The following is a 19,552-nucleotide window of genomic DNA, read 5'->3' as shown; positions in this document are numbered from 1 at the left end:
GGCATTCGGCGGCGTATCAGGGCCAGCTTCAATGAGCAGCACGCGAGCGCCATAGGCGGAGAGCCTGCTCGCCATCACGCATCCAGAGGAGCCACCACCCACGACGATATAATCGAAAACCACGCAACTCCCCATCAAGGTACCAAGTGTGATGGGCTTCTTCAGCAAAGCGCTCCTCCTACCGCCTGAGATATGGTCACTTACGGCGCGGCAGCTCCACATCATGCCGTCTGTAACGGAGCGATTTGATCGCCAAATCGGTCGAGGGCATGCCCGAAGCGAGACCGAGCGACCCATCTGAACTATCTCTGAACCGACAAGCTCTCAATTCCAGGGCACATGCATCTCCGGACACGCCGGTGCGTCGGTGTGAATGATTGCAAGTTCGTAGGGCGAGAGCAGCGCTCGCCTACGGTTTCTTGCATCACCGTCTTCCGAGAAACAATGATACTAACAAGAGATAACGACGACTTTTTCGATTTTTACAGCAGTCAAGACTGTCACTTCAAAATATCGCATAACTACGTTATTGTAGACCCGGTCTCTTACATAGCGAAGGCCTACTTTCGGTGCTTTCCGAAGCGAACGCGTGTTCGTTGGGCGAATGAATGAAGTGACCTTCTCGAGCGTTAGGTTCTCGAAAGCAAACTGGATCGCTGCCCTGCCGGCCTCTGCGGCGATCCCCTTACCGGAAGACGCAAGGTGGAGGCACGATACGGTTTCCACATTAGTGGGATCTTCGGGCAGATACGGGCCACTGTACATCAATCCACAGTAGCCTGCGAATTTTCCGACTTGGCCTTCGCCTTTTACGAACACCATCCATAAGCCGAAACCATTGCTCTGCCAATGATGGATGAACTGTTGTAGTTTAGCTTTCGATTGCTCTCGGGTCGGATAGACTCCATCCCACATGGCATTTACCACAAATGGATCGCTATGAAGCTCATGTAGAAGAAGCTCGTCGCTATGCGACGGTGGCCTTAGGATTAGGCGCGGCGTTTCTAGAATGTACATGAGAAGCTCCCTTCTAGCCATAAGTTAGAGCCGCACTTACCTCCAACGCGGCCATGATCTCCTAGCATGAGCGTCAAGGCCGCAGTGCTTGATTGAAGGCGTTCGACGAGGTTTATGCTTAAGGTAGCGAGGTCTACACAAATCAAGCTTTGGGCGCCTAACCGTGTCAGTGTTGACGGCACCTGGAAAGCCGGCCCGAAGGCGATAAAAAAATTAGGCGCCTCCTTTCAGAATGGAAGCAGGCGACGCGCTGGTGAGCGGGCGCCTGATACGCGCAACATGCTGCGGCGGCGTTTACGCAAGGGGTTGCTTACCCCAAGGGGGGGGTATGGTATTGGCCCAAAACCGGCTAACTACATTGTTCATTTAAAATACGCGCCTCCTTCAAGCTTAACCTGCACTGGTCACTTTGCGAATGCCCGCCAGTGGGTTCTTCAGCGTGCCGACGGTGTGCAGGTATTCTCCCGGATCACCGAAGTCCACCATTTGCTGGTTTTTTTGTATCTGCAGTCGATTCATACATCGTCGCAGAAATTCTGGAGCGAATAGGTCATGCTGCCTGTATTTTTCGTCATATTCCGGATGTTTCGTCTGGTAGCCAAGGATGGACTCGCTTACGAGCTGCCAGAAGTGTGTCGACGGAAAATCAAGATGTTCTTCGAGTGTTACAGCCAAGTAACGAAAGAAGCAGTCGAAAACGTCGGTGAAAATGAAGTCGTGCTTCATGTCGCGATTTACTTGAATGCAGATCCTCTTAATCTCCTCCGGCACGTTGAGATCTCCGCCTAGAATACGAAGCTCCTCGCCAATGTCTTTCATGATAACTCGCGTCGGAGCGTGATCTTTCATAACTAGAATTATATTTTCTCCATGTGCCATAAACGCTAGATCGTAAGCATAAAAGCAGTGGAGAAGCGGCGCCAGATAAGATTCAAAATAGCGGCGTAGCCAAGCGGCGGCGTCTAACCCCGAGGCATTGATGAGGGCTGTCACGAGTGCTTCACCATTGTAATCGACATGAAGCAGCGACGCCATTGTCATCAGACGTTCCCCTTCTTTCAACTGCCGAAGGGGGCTTTCCCTCCACAGCGCAGAAAGCATCTGCTTGTAAGGGGAGTCCTTCTTGAGGGCGGTGTTGAAACAACGATTGCGATAGCCAATCGTCGCGACCTCGCGAAGGATGCTGAAGCCGTTGGCGGCTAAATAGGAGTCACTGTCGAGCAAATTCTTCAACCATTCGTTGATGGCGGGCGTCGCCAGCATGTGTGTCGGTGACAAGCCGCGCATAAACCCCATGTTAAGTATCGACAGCGCCGTTTTCACGTACCGTTTATGCGGATCGCTTATATTGAAAAGTGTGCGGATCGATTGCTGGGCATGATATATGTCCTTCCCCTGGCCTAGGCAGACAATGTGCCGGTTGGCGATATCCGCCGCGAAGATAGTTGAGAGCCGATTGAACCATTGCCAAGGATGCGCTGGCATATAGATGTAATCGGTCGAGTTTAGTCCCTTTTGACGCAACGCTGCGTCGAACTGTTCCAGCGCCTGTCGACCGAGTTCCTCGTGCATGAGAAGGTCGTAGTCGAGCGTTGAAATGGACTTAAACGTTGCCATTTCTTTATGGACGGCCAGCCATATGAGTCTTATCGAACTGCCCACCTCCGGCGCATAGCGACTATAGTCGAGCGCGTCAAAGCCAATGCGACCGTTATTCGCGATAAAGGTCGGGTGGCCCTCCGTCATGCCAGCCTCAACGATCTGGTAATCGGCAAAAGCCAGTTCTGCGGCGGATATCTCTGTTTTGGCCTGCTTGTACGCGCTGCCATACAGCGTGCTGCTGATCTCCTGCAGGTAAACCGGCATCATCTCTTCCTTTATGCCAAGATGGCGGCTGAACTCAATAACAAAATCAAGCGCATCCAGGGGGGCCGGCCTGCCCTCAATCCTTTTCTCCAGAGAGCCGGCGTCCACTTGCCAGTGATCTAGCAGGAGGCGCCGAGCCTGGAACCAATACTCCAACCCAGGGGTCTCGCTTTCCAGCACATACTTCCCCCAGTCGCCTTCCATTCGCTGGAGTCGAGGAGCAATTAGCAACTCGTGTGCAAATTCGCTGATTGCTTTACGGATAAGGAGCCGGTTGGCCTTTGCCCATAAATGCGGTTTCAAATGCTGCGTTACGCGTTCGGCTAGGCTTATCTCATCGTCTCGGGCTGTCATATCACTCACGATCTCAACTCCTTCAGAACGTAACGGTGTAAGGTTCGCGAACGCGCCTTACACTCGTCTCGCCAAACTTCGACGTCGCACAAAATCCGTTCTATTTTTCATCAGAAAGGATAAGAAATACCGGACCTCTTATACAAGTTAATTTCTAATGTGTTGTGTACCGTTCGTCTTCGCTCGTGATAAACCAGCAATATTACCATCTTACTTATATAATATATTAGAATACCGGTTTCACCGGCCCTGGACGTCGTCCTTCATCTTGCAACGAGCAAGAAGTGTGTATTGATTTGCACATGCCGTACTGTCGTTCGATCACGTCAAGCGGTCGGTGTCCATTGTTTGAGCTCTCCGAGTGTCCATTTTTGCTGTCCGTCTCCATACAATCGCATACGTCTAAAGCGGAATTTCCTTTGCTTGATAAGCCCAGACTGGGTAGGGGGGACTGAGTGAATGCCTACTCCGCTGAAATGCTGTCCTGCACCGCGCCAATGCTGTCGCGTACGATCGACAGACCACGGCGCAGTTCAGCCTCGGTTATGGTAAGGGCTGTCATGAACTTGAGCACCTCACCATACGAGCCAGCGATCTCGATCACCAAGCCGCGACGAAAAGCTTCCCGGGAAATGAGCCCCGGCAATGAGTGGTGCTTTGGTGATACGAGTCCATACATCAAGCCGCGGCCTCGGACATTCAGAGCAAGGCTGGGGAAGTCGTCTGCGATCGACTTGAGTTCTTGAGCCAAGATGGCTGATTTGCGAGCAATCTCATCTTCAAACTTGGAGTCGGACCAGTAAGTCTCAAGGGCCGCACGAGCAGTGACGAAAGCATAGTTGTTGCCCCTGAACGTGCCGGTGTGCGCACCCGGCGTCCAGACATCAAGTTCAGGCTTCATGAGGACAAGGGCCATAGGCGTTCCAATTGCAGACAACGACTTTGACAGGGTAACGATGTCCGGCACGATCTCAGCCGCCTCGAAACTGAAGAATTTCCCTGTGCGACCGACACCAGCCTGAATATCATCGAGGATCATCAGGATCTCGTGCCGAGAGGTCAGATCACGCAGCCGTTGCAGCCATTCAACGGTAGCAGCATTGACACCGCCTTCGCCCTGCACTGCTTCTAGGATCACCGCAGCGGGTTTGCCGAGACCACTGCTAGGATCATCGAGAAGCTTCTCGAAATACTCGATCGTGTCTGAAGCGCCGAGATAGCCCTCGTACGGCAACGATGTCACGTGCGCGAGGGGAAAGCCGACAGCATCTCGGAACTTCGTGTTTCCGGTTGCCGCCAACGCCCCAGCGCTGACTCCGTGAAACGAGTTCGTAAACGAAACGATGTTTGACCTGCCGGTCACTTGGCGAGCTAGCTTCAGAGCCGCCTCGACCGCGTTCGTACCTGTGGGGCCAGTAAATTGCAATTTATAAGACAGACCGCGGGGCTTCAAAATAAACTGCTCAAAAGCTTCGATGAAGGCCTTCTTGGCGGTCGTAGCAAGGTCGAGCCCGTGCACAATTCCGTCGCGCGCAATGTAGTCCAACAACGCCCGCGTGAAGGCTGGGTTGTTGTGCCCGTAATTCAAGGCTCCCGCGCCTCCCAAGAAGTCGATGTATTCCCGACCGTCTGTAGCTATGAGGGCAGTGCCGACGCCTCGATCGAACAGAACTGGGAACGCACGGACGTAGCTCCGCACCTCAGACTCAAGACGATCAAAGATCGCGAGGCTTACATCGTTTGTAGGAGTAAACTGCTTCTTCATAGGGCGAGTCCTGAATTGTAGCCTGCAAAGGCATCAGCCCAAACTGTCTGGCGAAGGCCATTTCAATCGGTTCGAGGTTCGGCTTGTATGACGGCAGCATGAGCAGTCACACGCCTGGCCACGCCAACTCACGGCCCAAGCCAGTCGATCGCTGCGAGGTCCAACGTCACGTCCACCAGAGAACAAGATCAGGCCGCGCAAATCCGAAAAAGCAATTCAGCACTAGGCGACGCTTTCCGTCGCCTAATTGACCGGTAACCCCGTGAACGAAGCCGCCATCGATTAGGGCGATATCCCCGGTTTTGAGCTCGAACTCGCGGCAAGGGACGGCTTCCAGATAGGCTGCCGAATAGGGATATCCAGTGGTCTCCACACCTTGCGATATCCGGTCCGCAACCGTCGGCTTGTGGCTCCAGAGCTTCAGATTGCCGCCTTCCTCAGGCATGCTGGGATAGAGGTTGAGCGCTGCGACCGTATTGTGCGCCACCGCAGAAAGCTCGTAATCATCGCCAGCACGTAAGACTTGAGCGACGTCGTCGTGGGGATCCAAGGAAAATGTGCCTGTGCCCGACCAACTGAGGCCGCGACAAACATTGGCCTGGCCGTGTTCGGAACGGGCTAGCCGCAATTCGATTCCCTGGTTGTGAAGCTCTCGCTTCAACGCCCTGAATACTGCTCGAACCGGGTCAACCAAATTCTTAAAAAGGGCATCGACGTACGGCCGCGCGTTTTCGGCGTCTGCGAAATAGGTGGCTGCATCCTTCCTGTAGTGAGATGCGCCGACATATTGTCCGGGCACACCATCTTTACGCTCTCTGAGACCAGAGCTTCCAATAAAGTTCGTAGTGATCTCCTCGGCTACTTCGGTGCTGAAAGCTTGCTTGATGTGCAGAGCGGTGAGCTCACCTTTCAGGACCGAGATGATCTCCGCCGTGTTGATCGACCCGGTCCGTTCTTTGATCGAAACCGGCGAGATGGCTGGCACTTGAGATATCTGACTAGGCATTGTCTTGCTCCTGTAGTGCGTGTTCAAGGATGGTGATGCCACGATCGAGTTCGGCATCGGTGATGGTTATCGGTGGGAGGACTTTGATAACGTCGCGATTTGGCCCCGAGGATTCGATAAGAAGGCCATTTTCGAATGCGACATCGTGCACGCGGCCGACAACTGCCGGTGAACGGCATTTCAGGCCGGCCATCAGACCGCGGCCGCGCTTCTGTTCGATGTATCTTGGAAATTTCGCAACCAGGCGATCGAGGTGCGTTTGCAGCCTGACGGCTGTCCGCTCGACACCTGCAGTAAATTTCCTATCCGACCACATCTTGCACATGGCTCCTGCCGTCACGAAGGCGAAATTGTTGCCTCTGAAGGTCCCGCTATGTTCTCCGGGCTTCCATATGTCCAAGTCGGGTCGAATCAGAACGATGGACAACGGACTACCTGAACCGCTTAGGGACTTGGAAAGACACACAATATCCGGTTCGATTTTCGCGGACTCGAATGAGAAGAAATCGCCAGTTCGGCCCGCACCCGCCTGAATATCGTCGACGATAAAAACAATGCCGTGCGTACGGCAAATGCGCTGAATTTCCGTGAGCCAAGCTGCGGATGCGGCGTTCATGCCGCCTTCGGCCTGGATGGTCTCCAGAATGATTGCGGCAGGCTTTTCTATGCCGCTCCCCGGGTCGCTCAAAACGCTGTCGATGTAACTGGCGGAATCGAAAGCTTGGCTCGGATAGCCGTCATAGGGAACACGGATCACATCGTGGCGAGCGACGCCTCCCAGTTCCCTGGTTGAGGCCGAGCCCGACACCGCTAGAGAGCCGAGCGACATGCCGTGGAACGCATTCGTAAAGGCCATGACGCTCGAGCGGCCGGTGTATTTTCGCGCCAGCGCCAGCGCCGCTTCGTTGGCGTTCGTGCCGGTCGGCCCGGGAAACTGAATCTTGTACGAAAGGCCTCTGGGTTTCAGGATCCAATCGACGAACCCTTCAATGAAGTCACGCTTTGCCGCCGTATGCATATCAAGCGACAGAAGAATGTTCTCACCGACGAGATATTCAATCGCTGGCGCCATAATATCCGGATTGTTGTGCCCGTAGTTGAGTGCGCCGGAACCCACCAGGAAATCGATAAAGGGCTTACCCGTCTCGTCCCAGATCGTCGCCCCAAGGGCCTTCGTAAAGACGGTGGGGAACGCCCGGCAATAACGACGAACGTTAGATTCATGAGCCGTGAAAGCGTCGGTGTCCATATCAAGTCCTCTGCACATAGTCTTTCAAAGAAGAGAGCTGTTTAATGGCTAGTGGTTTGCGGCAGATGTTCGTCGCTTAACGTTGAAGCAGAATGCCGGAGGCAGCTTTGTTTGGTCTGGGTTTGGTCTGGTGATGCCGGCATCCTCATCAAATATTGTTGGGTTGCGTTGCCCTCCATTCGGATGCTTTCGAATGTGCTGCAACAGGATGGCTTCTAAAGCTTCCGCGAAAGCATCGCTACTATGGCATCAGGTAGTTGACGTACCCACCCTTCGCTGCCCATAGCGCTCCGGACAAATGAATGAGTCCAAGGAGATCAGCAGGGTCGCGTCGCCAGAGGTTGTGTCGCTCGGCGGTAGCGAAGCCGCTCGCGAGCGCGCTCCTCAATAGCGCCGTAGCGAGCGAGCGGCTTCGCGGCGGTCATCAATATTCGCCGTTCAACCTCGGGCTGCGGACACCAACCTGATTCAAGAAACTATTTGATGACCGATGACACAGCGAAAGCCACGCTCTCTTTGAGAAGAATGCGGATTCCGATCTCTTGCGCGATGACTGGCCCGAGCCGCCGGATCAAGAGGGCGGGGCCGCCGTGGACCCCCTTGACGGAAAGCCCGTTCGTAGGCCAGGCGGAAGCAACCGGGAGACGCGCTGGCGAAGGGCCGCATCGGTTTCGAGAACGTCCACTACCGCGACGGCAACCATCCCCGGCCGCAGCTGGGCTGCTGCCTTCAGGCGAGTCGAAAAGGAGATCGTCCGGGAGGGTGAAGGCGTTGACGAGGTGAGCCGTGAGTAAGCAATCAAGCTCTGATCGGGATCGACTAACACTGTTTCCATCCGACCGATGGTTGACCTGTGATCGGCGTTACCTCAAGCTAGGCAGGCCGACAAGCTCGGTTGGAAGGCGAAGACCTTTCGATGAGCTCGTCTCCGAAATGCTCGAGGCCCACTGCCGCGCCTACAGGAACATACTGGCGTAACGTGAAAACACGATGGCGTCGCGGGCAGGTGCATCTGTCGTGGGGCCATCCGCACTGCCAGGCACGCCCTCTCGGCCGGCATGCACTCAGGTCCGGTCGTTTGGGTCGGCGAATTCACACATCCTGCAAAGCAGAAAACCATCTGCTCCATTCATGCGGTCGACGATTTCGCGAAAAACTGGCTTTTCAAACAGAGCGGAGTAACCCTCATATAGAAGGTTGCCCAATACGTGACGCCGTTCAAAATCCATAGAGCACAGGGTAACGTCGCCGTTTGGAAGAAGAACATTCCGATACTGTCGTGCGTCCACGCAGGTTAGGGCTCCGACCACTGGCTGACGTGGTGCAACGATCTTAGGGTCGACGCTTCCACCCCTACTGCTCACCGGCCGCGCTTTTATCAGGGCTTCGGTAGGAATAATGTCGGCTATATCTGGGTGGGGCTCGCCCAAGGCCACGAATCGGATCAAGGGGATGTCCGCGTCGACGAGTTGACGAACCAGATCGCGATACTTGTCTCCGACCAGGCGGCTGTTCATGTAGGTGCCGTCATCGAAAACATGGACCACGAATACGCCCAAGCGCAAGGCTTGCAATCGCTGCAGGTCCTGCCCGTTCATTCCCACCAGCGTCGTAAAAATCCTGATGCCATGGCCTTTGGCGAAGGCGTGCTCCACCATTTCGGTACAGTCCGGATTGAGCCAAGGTTCGGAGTATCCCGCAAAACCAATGTCGACGGAAGTCGGTACGCGGGCCAGACACCGCTTGAAATCTTCAAGATCCAGATGACTCGCATGAGACACTTTTCTTTGCCGGACCGCGAACTTGTCCTGGGGACAATATGAACATCCTACGACGCATCCCGTGGTCGTCGTTATCTCCAAAACCCTGCCGGCTGTGTTTGCTGAGCGAAGTTCCGGTAAAATCACTGGTGATTACTCCCATCTACTTCCTGCGAAGCGCCACGATGGTGTGCGTGTGCCTTTGGCTTTCTGATACCGCCTGCTGATCTACCGAGGCAACGCAGACATCTACCCTTTTTGGCAGCCTAAGCCGCCCGGTTCACCGATTTGCCGGGCCGACCCTTCACAAACTTCCAGCGCGTCGGACCAGAGACAGCATTGCATCTTTCGAGGCATCACTCGCTCCGGAGATGTAGCCTCAACCGTTGGTCGCTGGCCCGTCGCCGAGATGCGCGCGCAGCACCCTCGAACCCGCCGGAGAGAAGCTTTCTGGATGCCGTCGATCATCCTTCATCGAGCGAGTTCCGTGTTCTCATGCGGGTCAGCCCTCACACTATATTGCCGCACATCGACCAGCAAAGGCCGAGCTAGTGCGCCTGGCGCGCAGTTACTGCGAGATAGGCTTCGAAAAGCCCGACAGGGCTAAGACGCTCCGCTGTATTGAACCCGAAATGTTTTCTGACAGCTGTCAGATTTTGGACACACATCACTCATCGTCAGTCGCTTAATACGGATGGTAATTTCTTCCAGGAATCGGTGACATTGAACACCACCCTGTCATGACCGCCCAATCTCAGCGAAGCGAACTCAGCATCGCCACCAGGACCAAGCCTGAAGATAAATCCGCCGTAGCAGCGTCAACGACATTTTGCTTTCGAAGCCGGATGGATTGCACGAGGTGATTCGCGCCGTGATGCAGGAGGTGCTCGAGGCCGAGATGGACGAGGCGCTGGGTGCTTCGAAGAGCGAGCGCACGCCGGAGCGTCTCGGCTATCACGCGCGCTACTACGGGCGGAGAACTAGCTGCGCACCTACGGCGGTTGGATAATCCCAAGGTTCAAAGCTTTTACAACAGCTACCGTTCTGCTGGTCGCATCCAACTTCCGCATTACATTTTTTAAATGGAAATCTATCGTATTTCGTGATCTGCCTAAAATAGTTCCTATTTCCCAAGATGATTTTCCTTGTGACACCAAATCAATGCACTCTATTTCTCTCGGAGACAGGTTATGAGCTCGTTCCGACGCAGTCGTAGTGTCGAACTTCGTAACCATCCGATGAAACCGCAGCGCGGCCATTTGCAGGTAGGTGATCGCTCTATTCTGCAATTCGCAGTCCGAGGATTGAGCAAAACTCACAAACCTAAAGCTGCCACCAGGGCCATGTAATGGGACGGTAACGCCTGACCTCAAGCCGAATGTTGCTGCTTCGTCCAAGACGCGGCGTCCATCTTCAGTTATGTTTTCATCAGTATACACCTCGCTCCATCGAAAGGGTCCCGCCTCCTTTCGACCTTTCTTGATGAGGGGGTCTATTTTGGCATAGCCCATTCTCGAGTAGCGCTCCTGCCATTCAGCAGGATAATTCCACATCACCACAGAACCCTCCCGGTTCGGCTTGAAAGCCCTCTCTGATGCGAGCGGCCCATAGGCAATCCACGGGCAATCGAAATTCAGCGCAAACGCAGACAACAGTTCGAACAACTGTTCGGATTGAGCGACATCATCAGTCATCTTGAGGAATAGGTCTAACTCCACCGCAATCCGCCGGAGTTCCATGATGTCTCCTTCATTGCGTTCTCATTGGTGCACAGTTTGCTCCAACCCAGCCTCGCAACATCCGAAGTCAACGGGACTCGAGCCGGAGTTCCTTCCGCCACCTGGAGTACCCTCAAGAGTCGTGCCAGCTTGCGAGCGAAGCTTCTCCTTCAGGTCGTCAATCGACGGGGGAGGTACCCAGGAGGCGAACCGACAGCACTGTGTCGGGGAGCGCACAATCCGACAGTCGAGCATTCGATTGACGGAATATGGGCAGGAAAGTATTCGCGGCGCGCTTTTGAAATCAGCACCTAAGTGCCGGGCCTGAGAAAGCTGCATTGCAACTGTACTTATTTGATCGAGGCAAGAACAAGCTCAAAATTCAATCGATACATCGACCTTCTTTTCCAATCTCCCGAGTTGAGCAGCCGTAGCAATCGTATCGACTGGATGGCGGCTGACTTTCTCCAGGCTCGGTAACCTGCTGAATTTGTCCTTCGGATGTTCCCGCTCAGTTGGCACGACTTTTGAACTCACCGTCGTGAGGCGGCAAGAGCTGCCCGCCAAAATTGATGCTGTTATGGGGGAGGTCGAAATTCCAGTTTTGTCTTTTATCGTCTTTGGGACCGAGCGTGTTGATGCGCCCGCTTGGAAACTATGAGACGTTTCCCCGTCCATGGGCGCGGCGCCACTTGTCGCGACGTTTTCGCCTTCACTGTTCGCCTCTGGAACAGGCAGCCGGCCCGGCTCGCGATCATCATGACCGCGATGCTCGCCTCCACGCTGGCTGACGTGTTGATGCCGCTCTATTCTGGCCGACTCATCGACGCTGTTTCTCGTGCTGCTAATGCGGCAGCACCAGCTTCGGATTCAGCTGTTGCAGCATTCTCTGTACCGATTGCATTGGCACTCGGTGGCATTGCCATGCGCCACGTCGCCTTCATTGGCCTGAGCGACCTGGTGTTGAAAATGATTTCCGACGTCGCGACCGAAGCGTTCCATCATGTGCAGCGCTTTTCGACAGACTGGCATGCAAACAGCTTCGCCGGCTCGACAGTGCGCAAGATAACGCGCGGCATGTGGGCGCTCGACCTCCTCAACAGCACGATACTCGTCACGCTGCTCCCGTCGTTTGTCATCTTGATCGGCTCGACGGTGCTGCTCGGCTGGCACTGGCCGGTCATGGGCGTGATCTTTGCTTGCGGCTCTCTCGTCTACCTTGCGTTTTCGATTTCGCTGTCGCTCGGCTATGTCGCGCCAGCGGCGAGCCTTGCCAACCGATGGGACACAAGGCTCAGCGGCGCGCTTGCGGACGCGGTCAGTTGCAACGCTGTGGTCAAGGGCTTCGGCGCAGAGGTTCGCGAAGACGAGCGGCTTGCAAATATCATGACGAAATGGCGGCACCGCGCGCGCCGGAGCTGGGTGCGCGGAACGATCATCGGCTCAACCCAAGGCGTAACTTTGGTTGCGCTCAGGGTGGCGGTGGTCGGATATGCCCTGCTTCTGTGGTCGCATGGACAGGCAACGCCGGGCGAGATAGCATATGTTCTCACGTCCTTCATCGTCCTGCAGGGCTATCTGCGTGATGCCGGCATGCATGTCCGCAACGTGCAGCACTCGGTTAATGATATGGAAGAACTGGTGGCCATCCACAATCAGCAGGTGGATGTTGCCGATCGTCCAGAGGCCAAGCCGATCCGGATCACGAACGGCCGTATCGATTTCGAGAACGTCCACTTCCGCTACGCCAACCATCCCCTGCCGCTCTATAGCGAATGTTCGCTGTCGATTGAAGCTGGCGAAAGGGTTGGGTTGGTTGGACCCTCCGGTTCCGGCAAGACAACATTCGTGAAGCTGATCCAGAGACTCTACGACCTGAGCGGCGGCCGGATCCTGATAGACGGTCAGGACGTCTCGGAGGTGACCCAAGAGTCCCTTCGTTCGCAGATCGCGATCGTGCAGCAGGAGCCGATCCTGTTTCACAGGTCGCTTGCCGAGAACATCGCCTATGGCCGGCCTGGCGCGAGCCAGGCCGAGATCGAGCAAGCGGCACGACTGGCAAGTGCCCACGAATTCATCGCGCCCCTGCCGAAGGGCTATGGGACATTGGTCGGCGAAAGGGGTTTGAAGCTCTCCGGCGGCGAGCGCCAGCGCGTGGCGATCGCGCGCGCCTTCCTCGCGAACGCGCCGATCCTTATTCTGGACGAGGCCACATCGAGCCTCGATTCGGAATCCGAGGTGCTCATTCAACAAGCGGTGGATCGGTTGATGGTGGGCCGAACCACACTCGTCATCGCACACCGGCTGTCGACGGTCCGCTCGCTCGATCGGCTGCTCGTCTTCGACCGTGGCCGCATCATGGAGGACGGCGATCATGCCGCCCTGATCAATCTCGATGGTGGCATTTACCGCCGCCTCTTCGAACGGCAGGCGTTGGAACTCGCGAAGGGCCTGGCCTGATCGCTAAACCGGCTTGCGCGATGCGCCGAGCCGTTGCCGGAGAGGGGTGTGGCAGTGACGAGCGGCGGGCGTTAGGCGGCAAAACCAGCACGGCCGGAACTGTCCGCCAAACGGGCGAGCGGGAATGCACCACGTCTAAGCTTCGGCGAATGCGCGCAGTTACACGCGGGCACCGAATTGTCGCGCCTAACGGCGCACGCACCAAAAGGGCGGGAATGTCGACGGCCCGGGAAGAGTGCGGCCCTCGCCGTTACCCACATTTCGCCAAAGGAAGCGAAGTCAACGCACATTGAGAGGGCGGTGCTTCCCGGCCGGCCGGGATCCCTGTCGCTGGCCCAACCTACCGCACGCTGGCCACGTCAACGGTTCAAAGTCCCTTCGGTTCGCAAAGTCGTCCCCTTGGAGACCCGGAAGCGCAGGAGCTCCGACCGCAGTCTTCGCTCAACTCTGGCCATCTGCTCCGGGATTGGATTCCGTTCCCTTGCTAGCACAGTGGCAGCTGAGCACGAACTCGCCGGCCCCGTGTCTTTCGATTACGGCCAACGGGCTTAGGAAGAGATTGGATTCGCCGGCCCTCTGCGGAGCGAATGAACAGTTCTACAGATCATCGACGTCCGCGAAAAAGAGCACGCAGCCGAAATAGCAGGCCTGAAGCAGCAGCGAACAGGCCAGCGTCGTGACGACTGCCACACGGATCGAATCCAAAGCGAAGTAAACCATCGACGCATTGCTGCACAGGACCAGCCCCACGAGCCGACAAAAAGATGAAGTGCAACGCCGTTCTCCTGGTTTTCGCCAGATCATGTTGCGAGCTCGTCGGCCGCAACATGCGTCTGGCAGTTCTTGGGGCAGACGCGGCCGCAGGCTCCGCAGCCTATGCAGCGGCCGGCATCATCGACAACCATGATCATGCGATTGAGCTTGCCGTCGAAATCGTCGTCCTCGTCATCGCAGGGGCCGAGGATTTCACCCGCATCATCAACGCCGTGAAGATGCATGACATCGCGCGAGCAGACCTTGAAACAACGGCAGCAGCCGATGCAGGTCTTGCTATCGATGGAGGTCAGGTACGACGGCATCCAAATGGAGCCGTCACGGGTGGTGAATGTGCGCATCATCCTAAATTCTTCATTGAAGCGAGTTCTCTCTTGGCAACATCCAACTCGGCATAAACGGCTTGGGTTTTCTCGGCGACTTCCTGTATGTCGGCCCACTTGCCCGGCAGACCCTCGACAAGGTCCTGCAATGCCATCTTGGCAATAGCTGCACGCAACTGGAGCTTTCGGACTTTCTTCCTCATCTTATCTAGGTCTGACATAGATCCTTCCTGGAACAATGGTTTTGTTGATGCGCTCCATCTCGGGCTAGGCTTCAATGGCTGCAGTCGCATCGTCGACCAGTTTCGTACCGGCCTCAGCAAGTTTGCGGAAAGTCTCGAAGCCGAACCGGTGGACGTCTCGACAGAACGCCCAACCGCTGGAAGCCCGCAGGGGCTTCATTCCAATTATTGGCGACGTCGACACGCCGGAGCGCTCCTCGATCGCAAGCGCTACGGCGGTGTAAACATGTCGAGCCTCCACAGCGCGTCAGGATCGGGATCGCCGCCAAAGGGTACCGCACGTTGCTGTTGCTTGGTGATGATGAACTCGGCCAGCAGCTCGGCATCCGAATGGCCTTCCCATAAGCCGAAGGAATCCTGAGTACGAATGAGCCGCAGGAGGCATTTGACGAACGGGGAAGCAAGGGCCTCGTCGTCATTGTTGACAGCAGGGCCAACCGGAGGAATTTCGTTGTTCGTCATTTCAGTCTTCGTCTTCGAGGTACGATTTCCTTTTCCTGCGATGCCCACTCCGGGTCCGCTTGCGTGGCCGACGAATGGCTTGGGCGGGCCAACCCCAAGAGTGCCCCGTGGCCGACCTCGACATGTCCACGAGTGCGAGACCTGCGGCGCGAATTCGCGGCGCACATCGTCTGCGCCGCGATCCGACCGGTGGTCAACGCAATTGAAATCCAACCTTCCGCAAGCCGCCGCCCTGCTGCATCGACATACTTGCTGCGAAGAGAGCTTCGATGGGCGGATTGGCCAGTGTTCAATTCCAATTGTCAGTCCCTTCGCGATTCTTGCTCAGGAAGTGACTTCGTTTTGAGTTTCGGGTGCCTTCTTTTGCGGAGCCACACAAAGATCCGCGTGACAGGCAGGCTCACCCGTGTAGTTGGCCAGTGCTTCGAGCAATGGGGTAAGATAGTACTGTTTGGTGTGGTCCGGAATTGGCCCCAGCCGGTCCACCGATTTCAGTGCCACCTCGATCAACTCGATTGCGCGATCTTTGTTGCCGCTCTCGTAATAATACTGAGCTACCGGGAGGTACCGGAGGTATTTAAACGGGCCATCGCCGTTCGGGGGATTGAGTGCCAGTATCTGTTCCGAGAGCTCGTTGCCCATCGCAAAGCGCTCCGCGCGCGGAAGATGGGAATTGTCCATCGTGGGATCGAAGAGTTGGTTGAGGGCCAAGGCCATCCACGACACCGCGTCGGACGTTTTGTCGATCGCGTCCTCGACCAATTCTCGCATGACCGGCATGCCGGTCTTGATGTCGCGCAGCTTGTGAAGCAGAAGATCCGCATGAATCTGCCGGAACTCACAAGAGTCTGGCATCAAGGCGAGGCCTTCTTCGATGGCCAAGAGCGCCGCCGTCCAATCCTCGGCCTGCATCGCCGGCTCAAGTTTGGCGTATATCGGCCCGGTAAGCGACATTTCGCGCGCTGCAAGTTGGTTATGCGCGATGCGCTTTGCATCGGCGGCTTTCGCTTCATAGCTGCTGCGCCAGCTGCCGTTAAGGACTTTCGGCAAAACGTCATCGAGTTCCGCCGGGTGGCCGATAAAAGCGATGTGGCCGTCGCGGTCGACCACGAACGAGGTGGGAATCCCAATCGAAGAGCTGGGATCCATCCAGAGCTTGTTCATTTCGCCAATGTAATCGAACCCGATACGATAATTCAGATTCGGGAACTCCTCGGTCAGCCAGGCATCCACGTTGGTCCGCGCCTCGTCTGCGGTAGGACCCTGTTCGCAGGCGGCAACTCCGACCGCCTCAAATCCGCTGCCTTCATATTTCTCCTGCAGTTCGATCAAATGGGGCATGGCGTCGACACATGGTCCGCACCAAGTCGCCCAAAACTCAACGAGGTAGACCTTGCCGGGCCGAAAGTTCGTGAGGGGCTCGCCACGCAGCCAGTTCTCCACTTTGATCGCAGGAGCCGGGGACCCCATACGCAGTTCCATCTTGGTGTCCAAAGTCATTCCACACCTTTCGTCTCTTTTGTCGCGGAATATTTTCCAGTCAAAATCGGACACGGTCTCGAGGGCATCGCTCCCTCTGGCTTGCTTCAGCGAAGCTCTCACCGTGTTGCCGCACATCAAGCTGCAACGGAGGTGCCAATTCCCTCAGCTCCGGTAAGCGGCGGGAAATGCTTTGAAATTCTCCACGAGGCCAAATGCGGCCGATTGTCGTGAACCCGACATGTCTTCTGCCGCTGTCGGGTTTCGCCCTATCACTCTTGAGAGCTTGGACGGCTCGCCTGTGATTAGACTGGCCTCGGCCCTCGAGCAGTGGCAGTTTGGCGCCAGTTCGAAAGCGCGAACTCGCCGGCTTGGTCCTCGTGCCGCCACCGCCGCGTGTGGATTCTTGCCCCGGAGTCAAAATTCGCCTCGCGGTTGCCAACGGCGGCATGCGCTCAATGCGCGTGGCGTTGAGCACCGACAGCACGTAATGGTACCAATTAGTGGATGCCCGTCGCTGCCTCCACTTCTCCAGCCAAGCGCTCGAACGACGCTACCTACCCACGTTCGAGCGCGACCGCGGAATCGCAGACTGCCGAACGTCAGCCGTTGCGAAAGGTGTAGCCGTACCCGTTGATCGCCGGTGCGCCGCCTAGATGTGCGTAGAGGACCCTCGATCCCTGTGGAAAGAAGCCCCTCTGGACGAGGTCGATCATCCCTTGCATCGATTTGCCCTCGTAAACGGGGTCCGTAATCATGCCCTCGAGCCGCGCGCACAAACGGATTGCCTCTTTGGTTTCCTCCGATGGAACGCCATAACCCGGGTACGCGTAGTCCATGAACAACACCACGTCTGCCTCGACAATTTCCGCTCCGAGGTGGACGAGCTTCGCTGTATTTTGGGCGATGCCAAGCACCTGCGCCTTGGTCTTGGCGGGCATGGCGGAGGCATCGATACCGATCACGTTGCGCTGTCGACCATCCTTGGCGAACCCGACGAGCATGCCGCCGTGGGTTGAACCAGTCACCGTACAGACGACGATATAGTCGAAGGCAAACCCAAGCTGCTCTTCCTGGGCACGCACCTCCTCAGCGAACCCCACATAGCCCAGGCCGCCGTATTTGTGGACAGAGGCGCCGGCAGGTATCGCATATGGCCTGCCGCCCCTTGCCTTGACTTCATAAAGTGCCTTTTCCCAGCTGCGGCGGATGCCGATGTCAAAGCCCTCGTCAACCAGGCGCACCTCTGCCCCCATGATGCGGCTCAAGAGGATATTGCCGACCCGGTCGTAGACAGCATCATCATGTGGGACCCAGCTCTCCTGGACCAGGAGGCATTTCATGCCGATCTTGGCGGCGACCGCAGCGACCATGCGCGTATGGTTGGACTGCACGCCACCGATTGTGACGAGCGTATCGGCATCTGACGCGATCGCGTCGGGCACAATGTATTCGAGCTTGCGCAGCTTGTTTCCGCCGAACGCGAGACCGGAGTTGCAGTCCTCGCGTTTGACGTAGATTTCCACCTTGTCGCCCAGATGCTTGCCGAGGCGGTCGAGCCTCTCGATCGGCGTGGGTCCAAAGGTGAGCGGATAACGTTCGAATTTTTCCAGCATGCTATCTCCAGCAAAAAAGTACCTGAACCTGCTACGCACCGGTCAGCCCAGGGGTATGGTCGCGTGTTAGCCGAACACAGATTCCCTATACGATCAGCTCAGTCATCAGAGGGTGACCAAAATTGGTGTGGGTCTGAGCACTGATCCTGTCATCCGCGCATCAAAGCAGCAGCACATGCTGGGCATTCGACCAAGCCGGGACACAGCTGAAAATTGCATTCCGCAGTTGATCAGAGTCAGACGACTGGTACCCGAGCTTTCCTGTAACCATCGGCATGCTGGCCCCTGTGGCGAGTTCCACGAGCGCGGCTAGAGGACTGCCAGATCAGAAAGAGCACGCGGCCGAAGTAGCCGGCCTGAAGCAGCAGCGAACAGGCCAGCGTCGTGACGACTGCCACACGGAGCGAATCCAAAGCGAAGTAAACCATCGACGCATTGCTGCACAGGACCAGCCCCACGAGCCGACAAAAAGATGAAGTGCACGCCGCTCCCCTGGTTTTCGCCAGATCATGTTGCGAGCTCGTCGGCCGGAACATGCGTCTGGCAGTTCTTGGGGCAGACGCGGCCGCAGGCTCCGCAGCCTATGCAGCGGCCGGCATCATCGACAACCATGATCATGCGATTGAGCTTGCCGTCGAAATCGTCGTCCTCGTCATCGCAGGGGCGAGGATTTCACCCGCATCATCAACGCCGTGAAGATGCATGACATCGCGCGAGCAGACCTTGAAACAACGGCAGCAGCCGATGCAGATTTGCTATCGATGGAGGTCAGGTACGGCGGCATCCAAATGGAGCCGTCACGGGTGGTGAATGTGCGCATCATCCTAAATTCTTCATTGAAGCGAGTTCTCTCTTGGCAACATCCAACTCGGCATAAACGGCTTGGGTTTTCTCGGCGACTTCCTGTATGTCGGCCCACTTGCCCGGCAGACCCTCGACGAGGTCCTGCAATGCCATCTTGGCAATAGCTGCACGCAACTGGAGCTTTCAGACTTTTTTCCTCATCCTATCTAGGTCTGACATAGATCCTTCCTGGAACAATGGTTTCTTGATGCGCTCCATCTCGGGCTAGGCTTCAATGGCTGCAGTCGCATCGTCGACCAGTTTCGTACCGGCCTCAGCAAGTTTGCGGAAAGTCTCGAAGCCGAACCGGTGGACGTCTCGACAGAACGCCCAACCGCCGGAAGCCCCCACGGGTTTCATTTCTATTGTCGGCGACGTCGACACGCCGGAGCGCTCCTCGATCGCAAGCGCTACGGCGGTGTAAAACATGTCGAGCCTCCACAGCGCGTCAGGATCGGGATCGCCGCCAAAGGGTACCGCACGTTGCTGTTGCTTGGTGATGATGAACTCGGCCAGCAGCTCGGCATCCGAATGGCCTTCCCATAAGCCGAAGGAATCCTGAGTACGAATGAGCCGCAGGAGGCATTTGACGAACGGGGAAGCAAGGGCCTCGTCGTC

General features: G+C 56.4%; 18 protein-coding genes and 3 pseudogenes. 2 read left to right on the top strand and 19 right to left on the bottom strand.

Annotated elements, in window-relative coordinates; genetic code table 11:
• From CK226_RS34050 to CK226_RS34020, 7 genes are all read right to left on the bottom strand, one after another.
• The coding region (locus tag CK226_RS34050) for an NAD(P)-binding protein (RefSeq protein ID WP_141245433.1) at window positions 1-135 on the bottom strand (135 nt) is incomplete at its 3' end.
• 315 nt (window positions 136-450) lie between these two features.
• Complete coding sequence (locus tag CK226_RS34045; protein WP_158515808.1) at window positions 451-1,017, bottom strand: GNAT family N-acetyltransferase; 567 nt, start codon at window positions 1,015-1,017, stop codon at window positions 451-453.
• A gap of 390 nt (window positions 1,018-1,407) precedes the next feature.
• Window positions 1,408-3,237 carry an IucA/IucC family siderophore biosynthesis protein gene (locus CK226_RS34040; protein WP_063169359.1) on the bottom strand — a complete coding sequence of 610 codons (1,830 nt, stop codon included), beginning with the start codon at window positions 3,235-3,237 and terminating at the stop codon, window positions 1,408-1,410.
• Between the two features lie 463 nt (window positions 3,238-3,700).
• The gene (gene ectB, locus CK226_RS34035) at window positions 3,701-5,002 is read right to left on the bottom strand and encodes a diaminobutyrate--2-oxoglutarate transaminase (RefSeq protein ID WP_063169360.1); all 1,302 of its coding nucleotides are present in this window, start codon (window positions 5,000-5,002) and stop codon (window positions 3,701-3,703) included.
• A 166-nt stretch (window positions 5,003-5,168) separates the two neighbouring features.
• The gene (locus tag CK226_RS34030; RefSeq protein ID WP_063169361.1) at window positions 5,169-6,008 is read right to left on the bottom strand and encodes a hypothetical protein; all 840 of its coding nucleotides are present in this window, start codon (window positions 6,006-6,008) and stop codon (window positions 5,169-5,171) included.
• The gene (gene ectB, locus CK226_RS34025) at window positions 6,001-7,257 is read right to left on the bottom strand and encodes a diaminobutyrate--2-oxoglutarate transaminase (RefSeq protein ID WP_063169362.1); all 1,257 of its coding nucleotides are present in this window, start codon (window positions 7,255-7,257) and stop codon (window positions 6,001-6,003) included. Before ectB (CK226_RS34025) ends, CK226_RS34030 begins: the two co-directional genes overlap by 8 nt.
• Before the next feature lie 1,064 nt (window positions 7,258-8,321).
• Entirely contained in the window at window positions 8,322-9,038 is a 717-nt protein-coding gene (locus CK226_RS34020; RefSeq protein ID WP_224571099.1) for an SPASM domain-containing protein, read from the bottom strand.
• A gap of 719 nt (window positions 9,039-9,757) precedes the next feature.
• Between CK226_RS34020 and CK226_RS34015 the strand changes: the two are divergent.
• Window positions 9,758-9,993, top strand: a pseudogene (locus CK226_RS34015) (transposase); the annotation flags it as partial.
• 16 nt (window positions 9,994-10,009) lie between these two features.
• Here CK226_RS34015 and CK226_RS34010 read toward each other — a convergent pair.
• Both CK226_RS34010 and CK226_RS35295 read right to left on the bottom strand, forming a co-directional pair.
• On the bottom strand, window positions 10,010-10,756 hold the full coding sequence (locus CK226_RS34010; protein WP_063169365.1) for a LuxR family transcriptional regulator: 747 nt from the start codon (window positions 10,754-10,756) through the stop codon (window positions 10,010-10,012).
• Between the two features lie 354 nt (window positions 10,757-11,110).
• Window positions 11,111-11,413 (bottom strand): hypothetical protein, encoded by a 303-nt coding sequence (locus tag CK226_RS35295; protein WP_127262113.1) that lies wholly within the window; start codon window positions 11,411-11,413, stop codon window positions 11,111-11,113.
• Between CK226_RS35295 and CK226_RS34005 the strand changes: the two genes are divergently transcribed.
• Complete coding sequence (locus CK226_RS34005; RefSeq protein ID WP_063169366.1) at window positions 11,393-13,195, top strand: ABC transporter ATP-binding protein; 1,803 nt, start codon at window positions 11,393-11,395, stop codon at window positions 13,193-13,195. The two genes, CK226_RS35295 and CK226_RS34005, sit on opposite strands and share 21 nt — an antisense overlap.
• 597 nt (window positions 13,196-13,792) lie before the next feature.
• Here CK226_RS34005 and CK226_RS34000 read toward each other — a convergent pair.
• The 10 genes and pseudogenes from CK226_RS34000 to CK226_RS33955 form a co-directional block, all read right to left on the bottom strand.
• A complete protein-coding gene (locus CK226_RS34000) occupies window positions 13,793-13,999 on the bottom strand; it encodes an exopolysaccharide production repressor protein (protein WP_082826584.1) in 207 nt (68 codons plus the stop codon).
• On the bottom strand, window positions 13,996-14,313 hold the full coding sequence (gene fdxB, locus CK226_RS33995; protein WP_174800308.1) for a ferredoxin III, nif-specific: 318 nt from the start codon (window positions 14,311-14,313) through the stop codon (window positions 13,996-13,998). Before fdxB (CK226_RS33995) ends, CK226_RS34000 begins: the two co-directional genes overlap by 4 nt.
• Window positions 14,310-14,513: a CCE_0567 family metalloprotein gene (locus CK226_RS33990; protein WP_063169367.1), complete on the bottom strand. Its 204-nt coding sequence runs from the start codon at window positions 14,511-14,513 to the stop codon at window positions 14,310-14,312. The genes fdxB (CK226_RS33995) and CK226_RS33990 overlap by 4 nt, the downstream gene beginning before the upstream one ends.
• A gap of 46 nt (window positions 14,514-14,559) precedes the next feature.
• Window positions 14,560-14,996 (bottom strand): annotated as a pseudogene (locus CK226_RS33985) (DUF269 domain-containing protein).
• Between the two features lie 324 nt (window positions 14,997-15,320).
• Window positions 15,321-16,478 (bottom strand): TlpA disulfide reductase family protein, encoded by a 1,158-nt coding sequence (locus CK226_RS33980; RefSeq protein ID WP_063170386.1) that lies wholly within the window; start codon window positions 16,476-16,478, stop codon window positions 15,321-15,323.
• Between the two features lie 599 nt (window positions 16,479-17,077).
• Window positions 17,078-18,091: a 1-aminocyclopropane-1-carboxylate deaminase gene (locus CK226_RS33975; RefSeq protein ID WP_024505903.1), complete on the bottom strand. Its 1,014-nt coding sequence runs from the start codon at window positions 18,089-18,091 to the stop codon at window positions 17,078-17,080.
• Window positions 18,092-18,327: 236 nt separating this feature from the next.
• Complete coding sequence (locus CK226_RS35915; RefSeq protein ID WP_127230899.1) at window positions 18,328-18,519, bottom strand: exopolysaccharide production repressor protein; 192 nt, start codon at window positions 18,517-18,519, stop codon at window positions 18,328-18,330.
• Window positions 18,520-18,598: 79 nt separating this feature from the next.
• Window positions 18,599-18,914 (bottom strand): annotated as a pseudogene (fdxB, locus tag CK226_RS33965) (ferredoxin III, nif-specific).
• Complete coding sequence (locus tag CK226_RS33960) at window positions 18,911-19,069, bottom strand: CCE_0567 family metalloprotein (protein WP_224571204.1); 159 nt, start codon at window positions 19,067-19,069, stop codon at window positions 18,911-18,913. The pseudogene fdxB (CK226_RS33965) and the gene CK226_RS33960 overlap by 4 nt, the downstream one beginning before the upstream one ends.
• Before the next feature lie 90 nt (window positions 19,070-19,159).
• Window positions 19,160-19,552: DUF269 domain-containing protein (locus CK226_RS33955; protein ID WP_127259213.1), on the bottom strand; the 393-nt coding region annotated here is incomplete at its 5' end.

The sequence above is a fragment of the Mesorhizobium sp. WSM4311 genome, from assembly GCF_002295115.1.
In the GTDB taxonomy this organism is placed as follows: domain Bacteria; phylum Pseudomonadota; class Alphaproteobacteria; order Rhizobiales; family Rhizobiaceae; genus Mesorhizobium.
The sequence above is the reverse complement of the archived record's forward strand: the minus strand, read 5'-3'. Positions and strand labels throughout refer to the sequence as shown.

Excerpts from the sequence above, each read along its gene's own strand:
- CK226_RS33990 (WP_063169367.1), bottom strand. The coding sequence starts at position 14,513 with ATGTCAGACCTAGATAAGATGAGGAAGAAAGTCCGAAAGCTCCAGTTG.
- CK226_RS34005 (WP_063169366.1), top strand. The coding sequence starts at position 11,393 with ATGAGACGTTTCCCCGTCCATGGGCGCGGCGCCACTTGTCGCGACGTT.
- CK226_RS35915 (WP_127230899.1), bottom strand. The coding sequence starts at position 18,519 with ATGGTTTACTTCGCTTTGGATTCGCTCCGTGTGGCAGTCGTCACGACG.
- CK226_RS33980 (WP_063170386.1), bottom strand. The coding sequence starts at position 16,478 with ATGGAACTGCGTATGGGGTCCCCGGCTCCTGCGATCAAAGTGGAGAAC.
- CK226_RS34040 (WP_063169359.1), bottom strand. The coding sequence starts at position 3,237 with ATGACAGCCCGAGACGATGAGATAAGCCTAGCCGAACGCGTAACGCAG.
- CK226_RS35295 (WP_127262113.1), bottom strand. The coding sequence starts at position 11,413 with ATGGACGGGGAAACGTCTCATAGTTTCCAAGCGGGCGCATCAACACGC.
- ectB (WP_063169360.1), bottom strand. The coding sequence starts at position 5,002 with ATGAAGAAGCAGTTTACTCCTACAAACGATGTAAGCCTCGCGATCTTT.
- fdxB (WP_174800308.1), bottom strand. The coding sequence starts at position 14,313 with ATGATGCGCACATTCACCACCCGTGACGGCTCCATTTGGATGCCGTCG.
- CK226_RS34030 (WP_063169361.1), bottom strand. The coding sequence starts at position 6,008 with ATGCCTAGTCAGATATCTCAAGTGCCAGCCATCTCGCCGGTTTCGATC.
- CK226_RS34010 (WP_063169365.1), bottom strand. The coding sequence starts at position 10,756 with ATGGAACTCCGGCGGATTGCGGTGGAGTTAGACCTATTCCTCAAGATG.
- CK226_RS34045 (WP_158515808.1), bottom strand. The coding sequence starts at position 1,017 with ATGTACATTCTAGAAACGCCGCGCCTAATCCTAAGGCCACCGTCGCAT.
- CK226_RS34000 (WP_082826584.1), bottom strand. The coding sequence starts at position 13,999 with ATGATCTGGCGAAAACCAGGAGAACGGCGTTGCACTTCATCTTTTTGT.
- ectB (WP_063169362.1), bottom strand. The coding sequence starts at position 7,257 with ATGGACACCGACGCTTTCACGGCTCATGAATCTAACGTTCGTCGTTAT.
- CK226_RS33975 (WP_024505903.1), bottom strand. The coding sequence starts at position 18,091 with ATGCTGGAAAAATTCGAACGTTATCCGCTCACCTTTGGACCCACGCCG.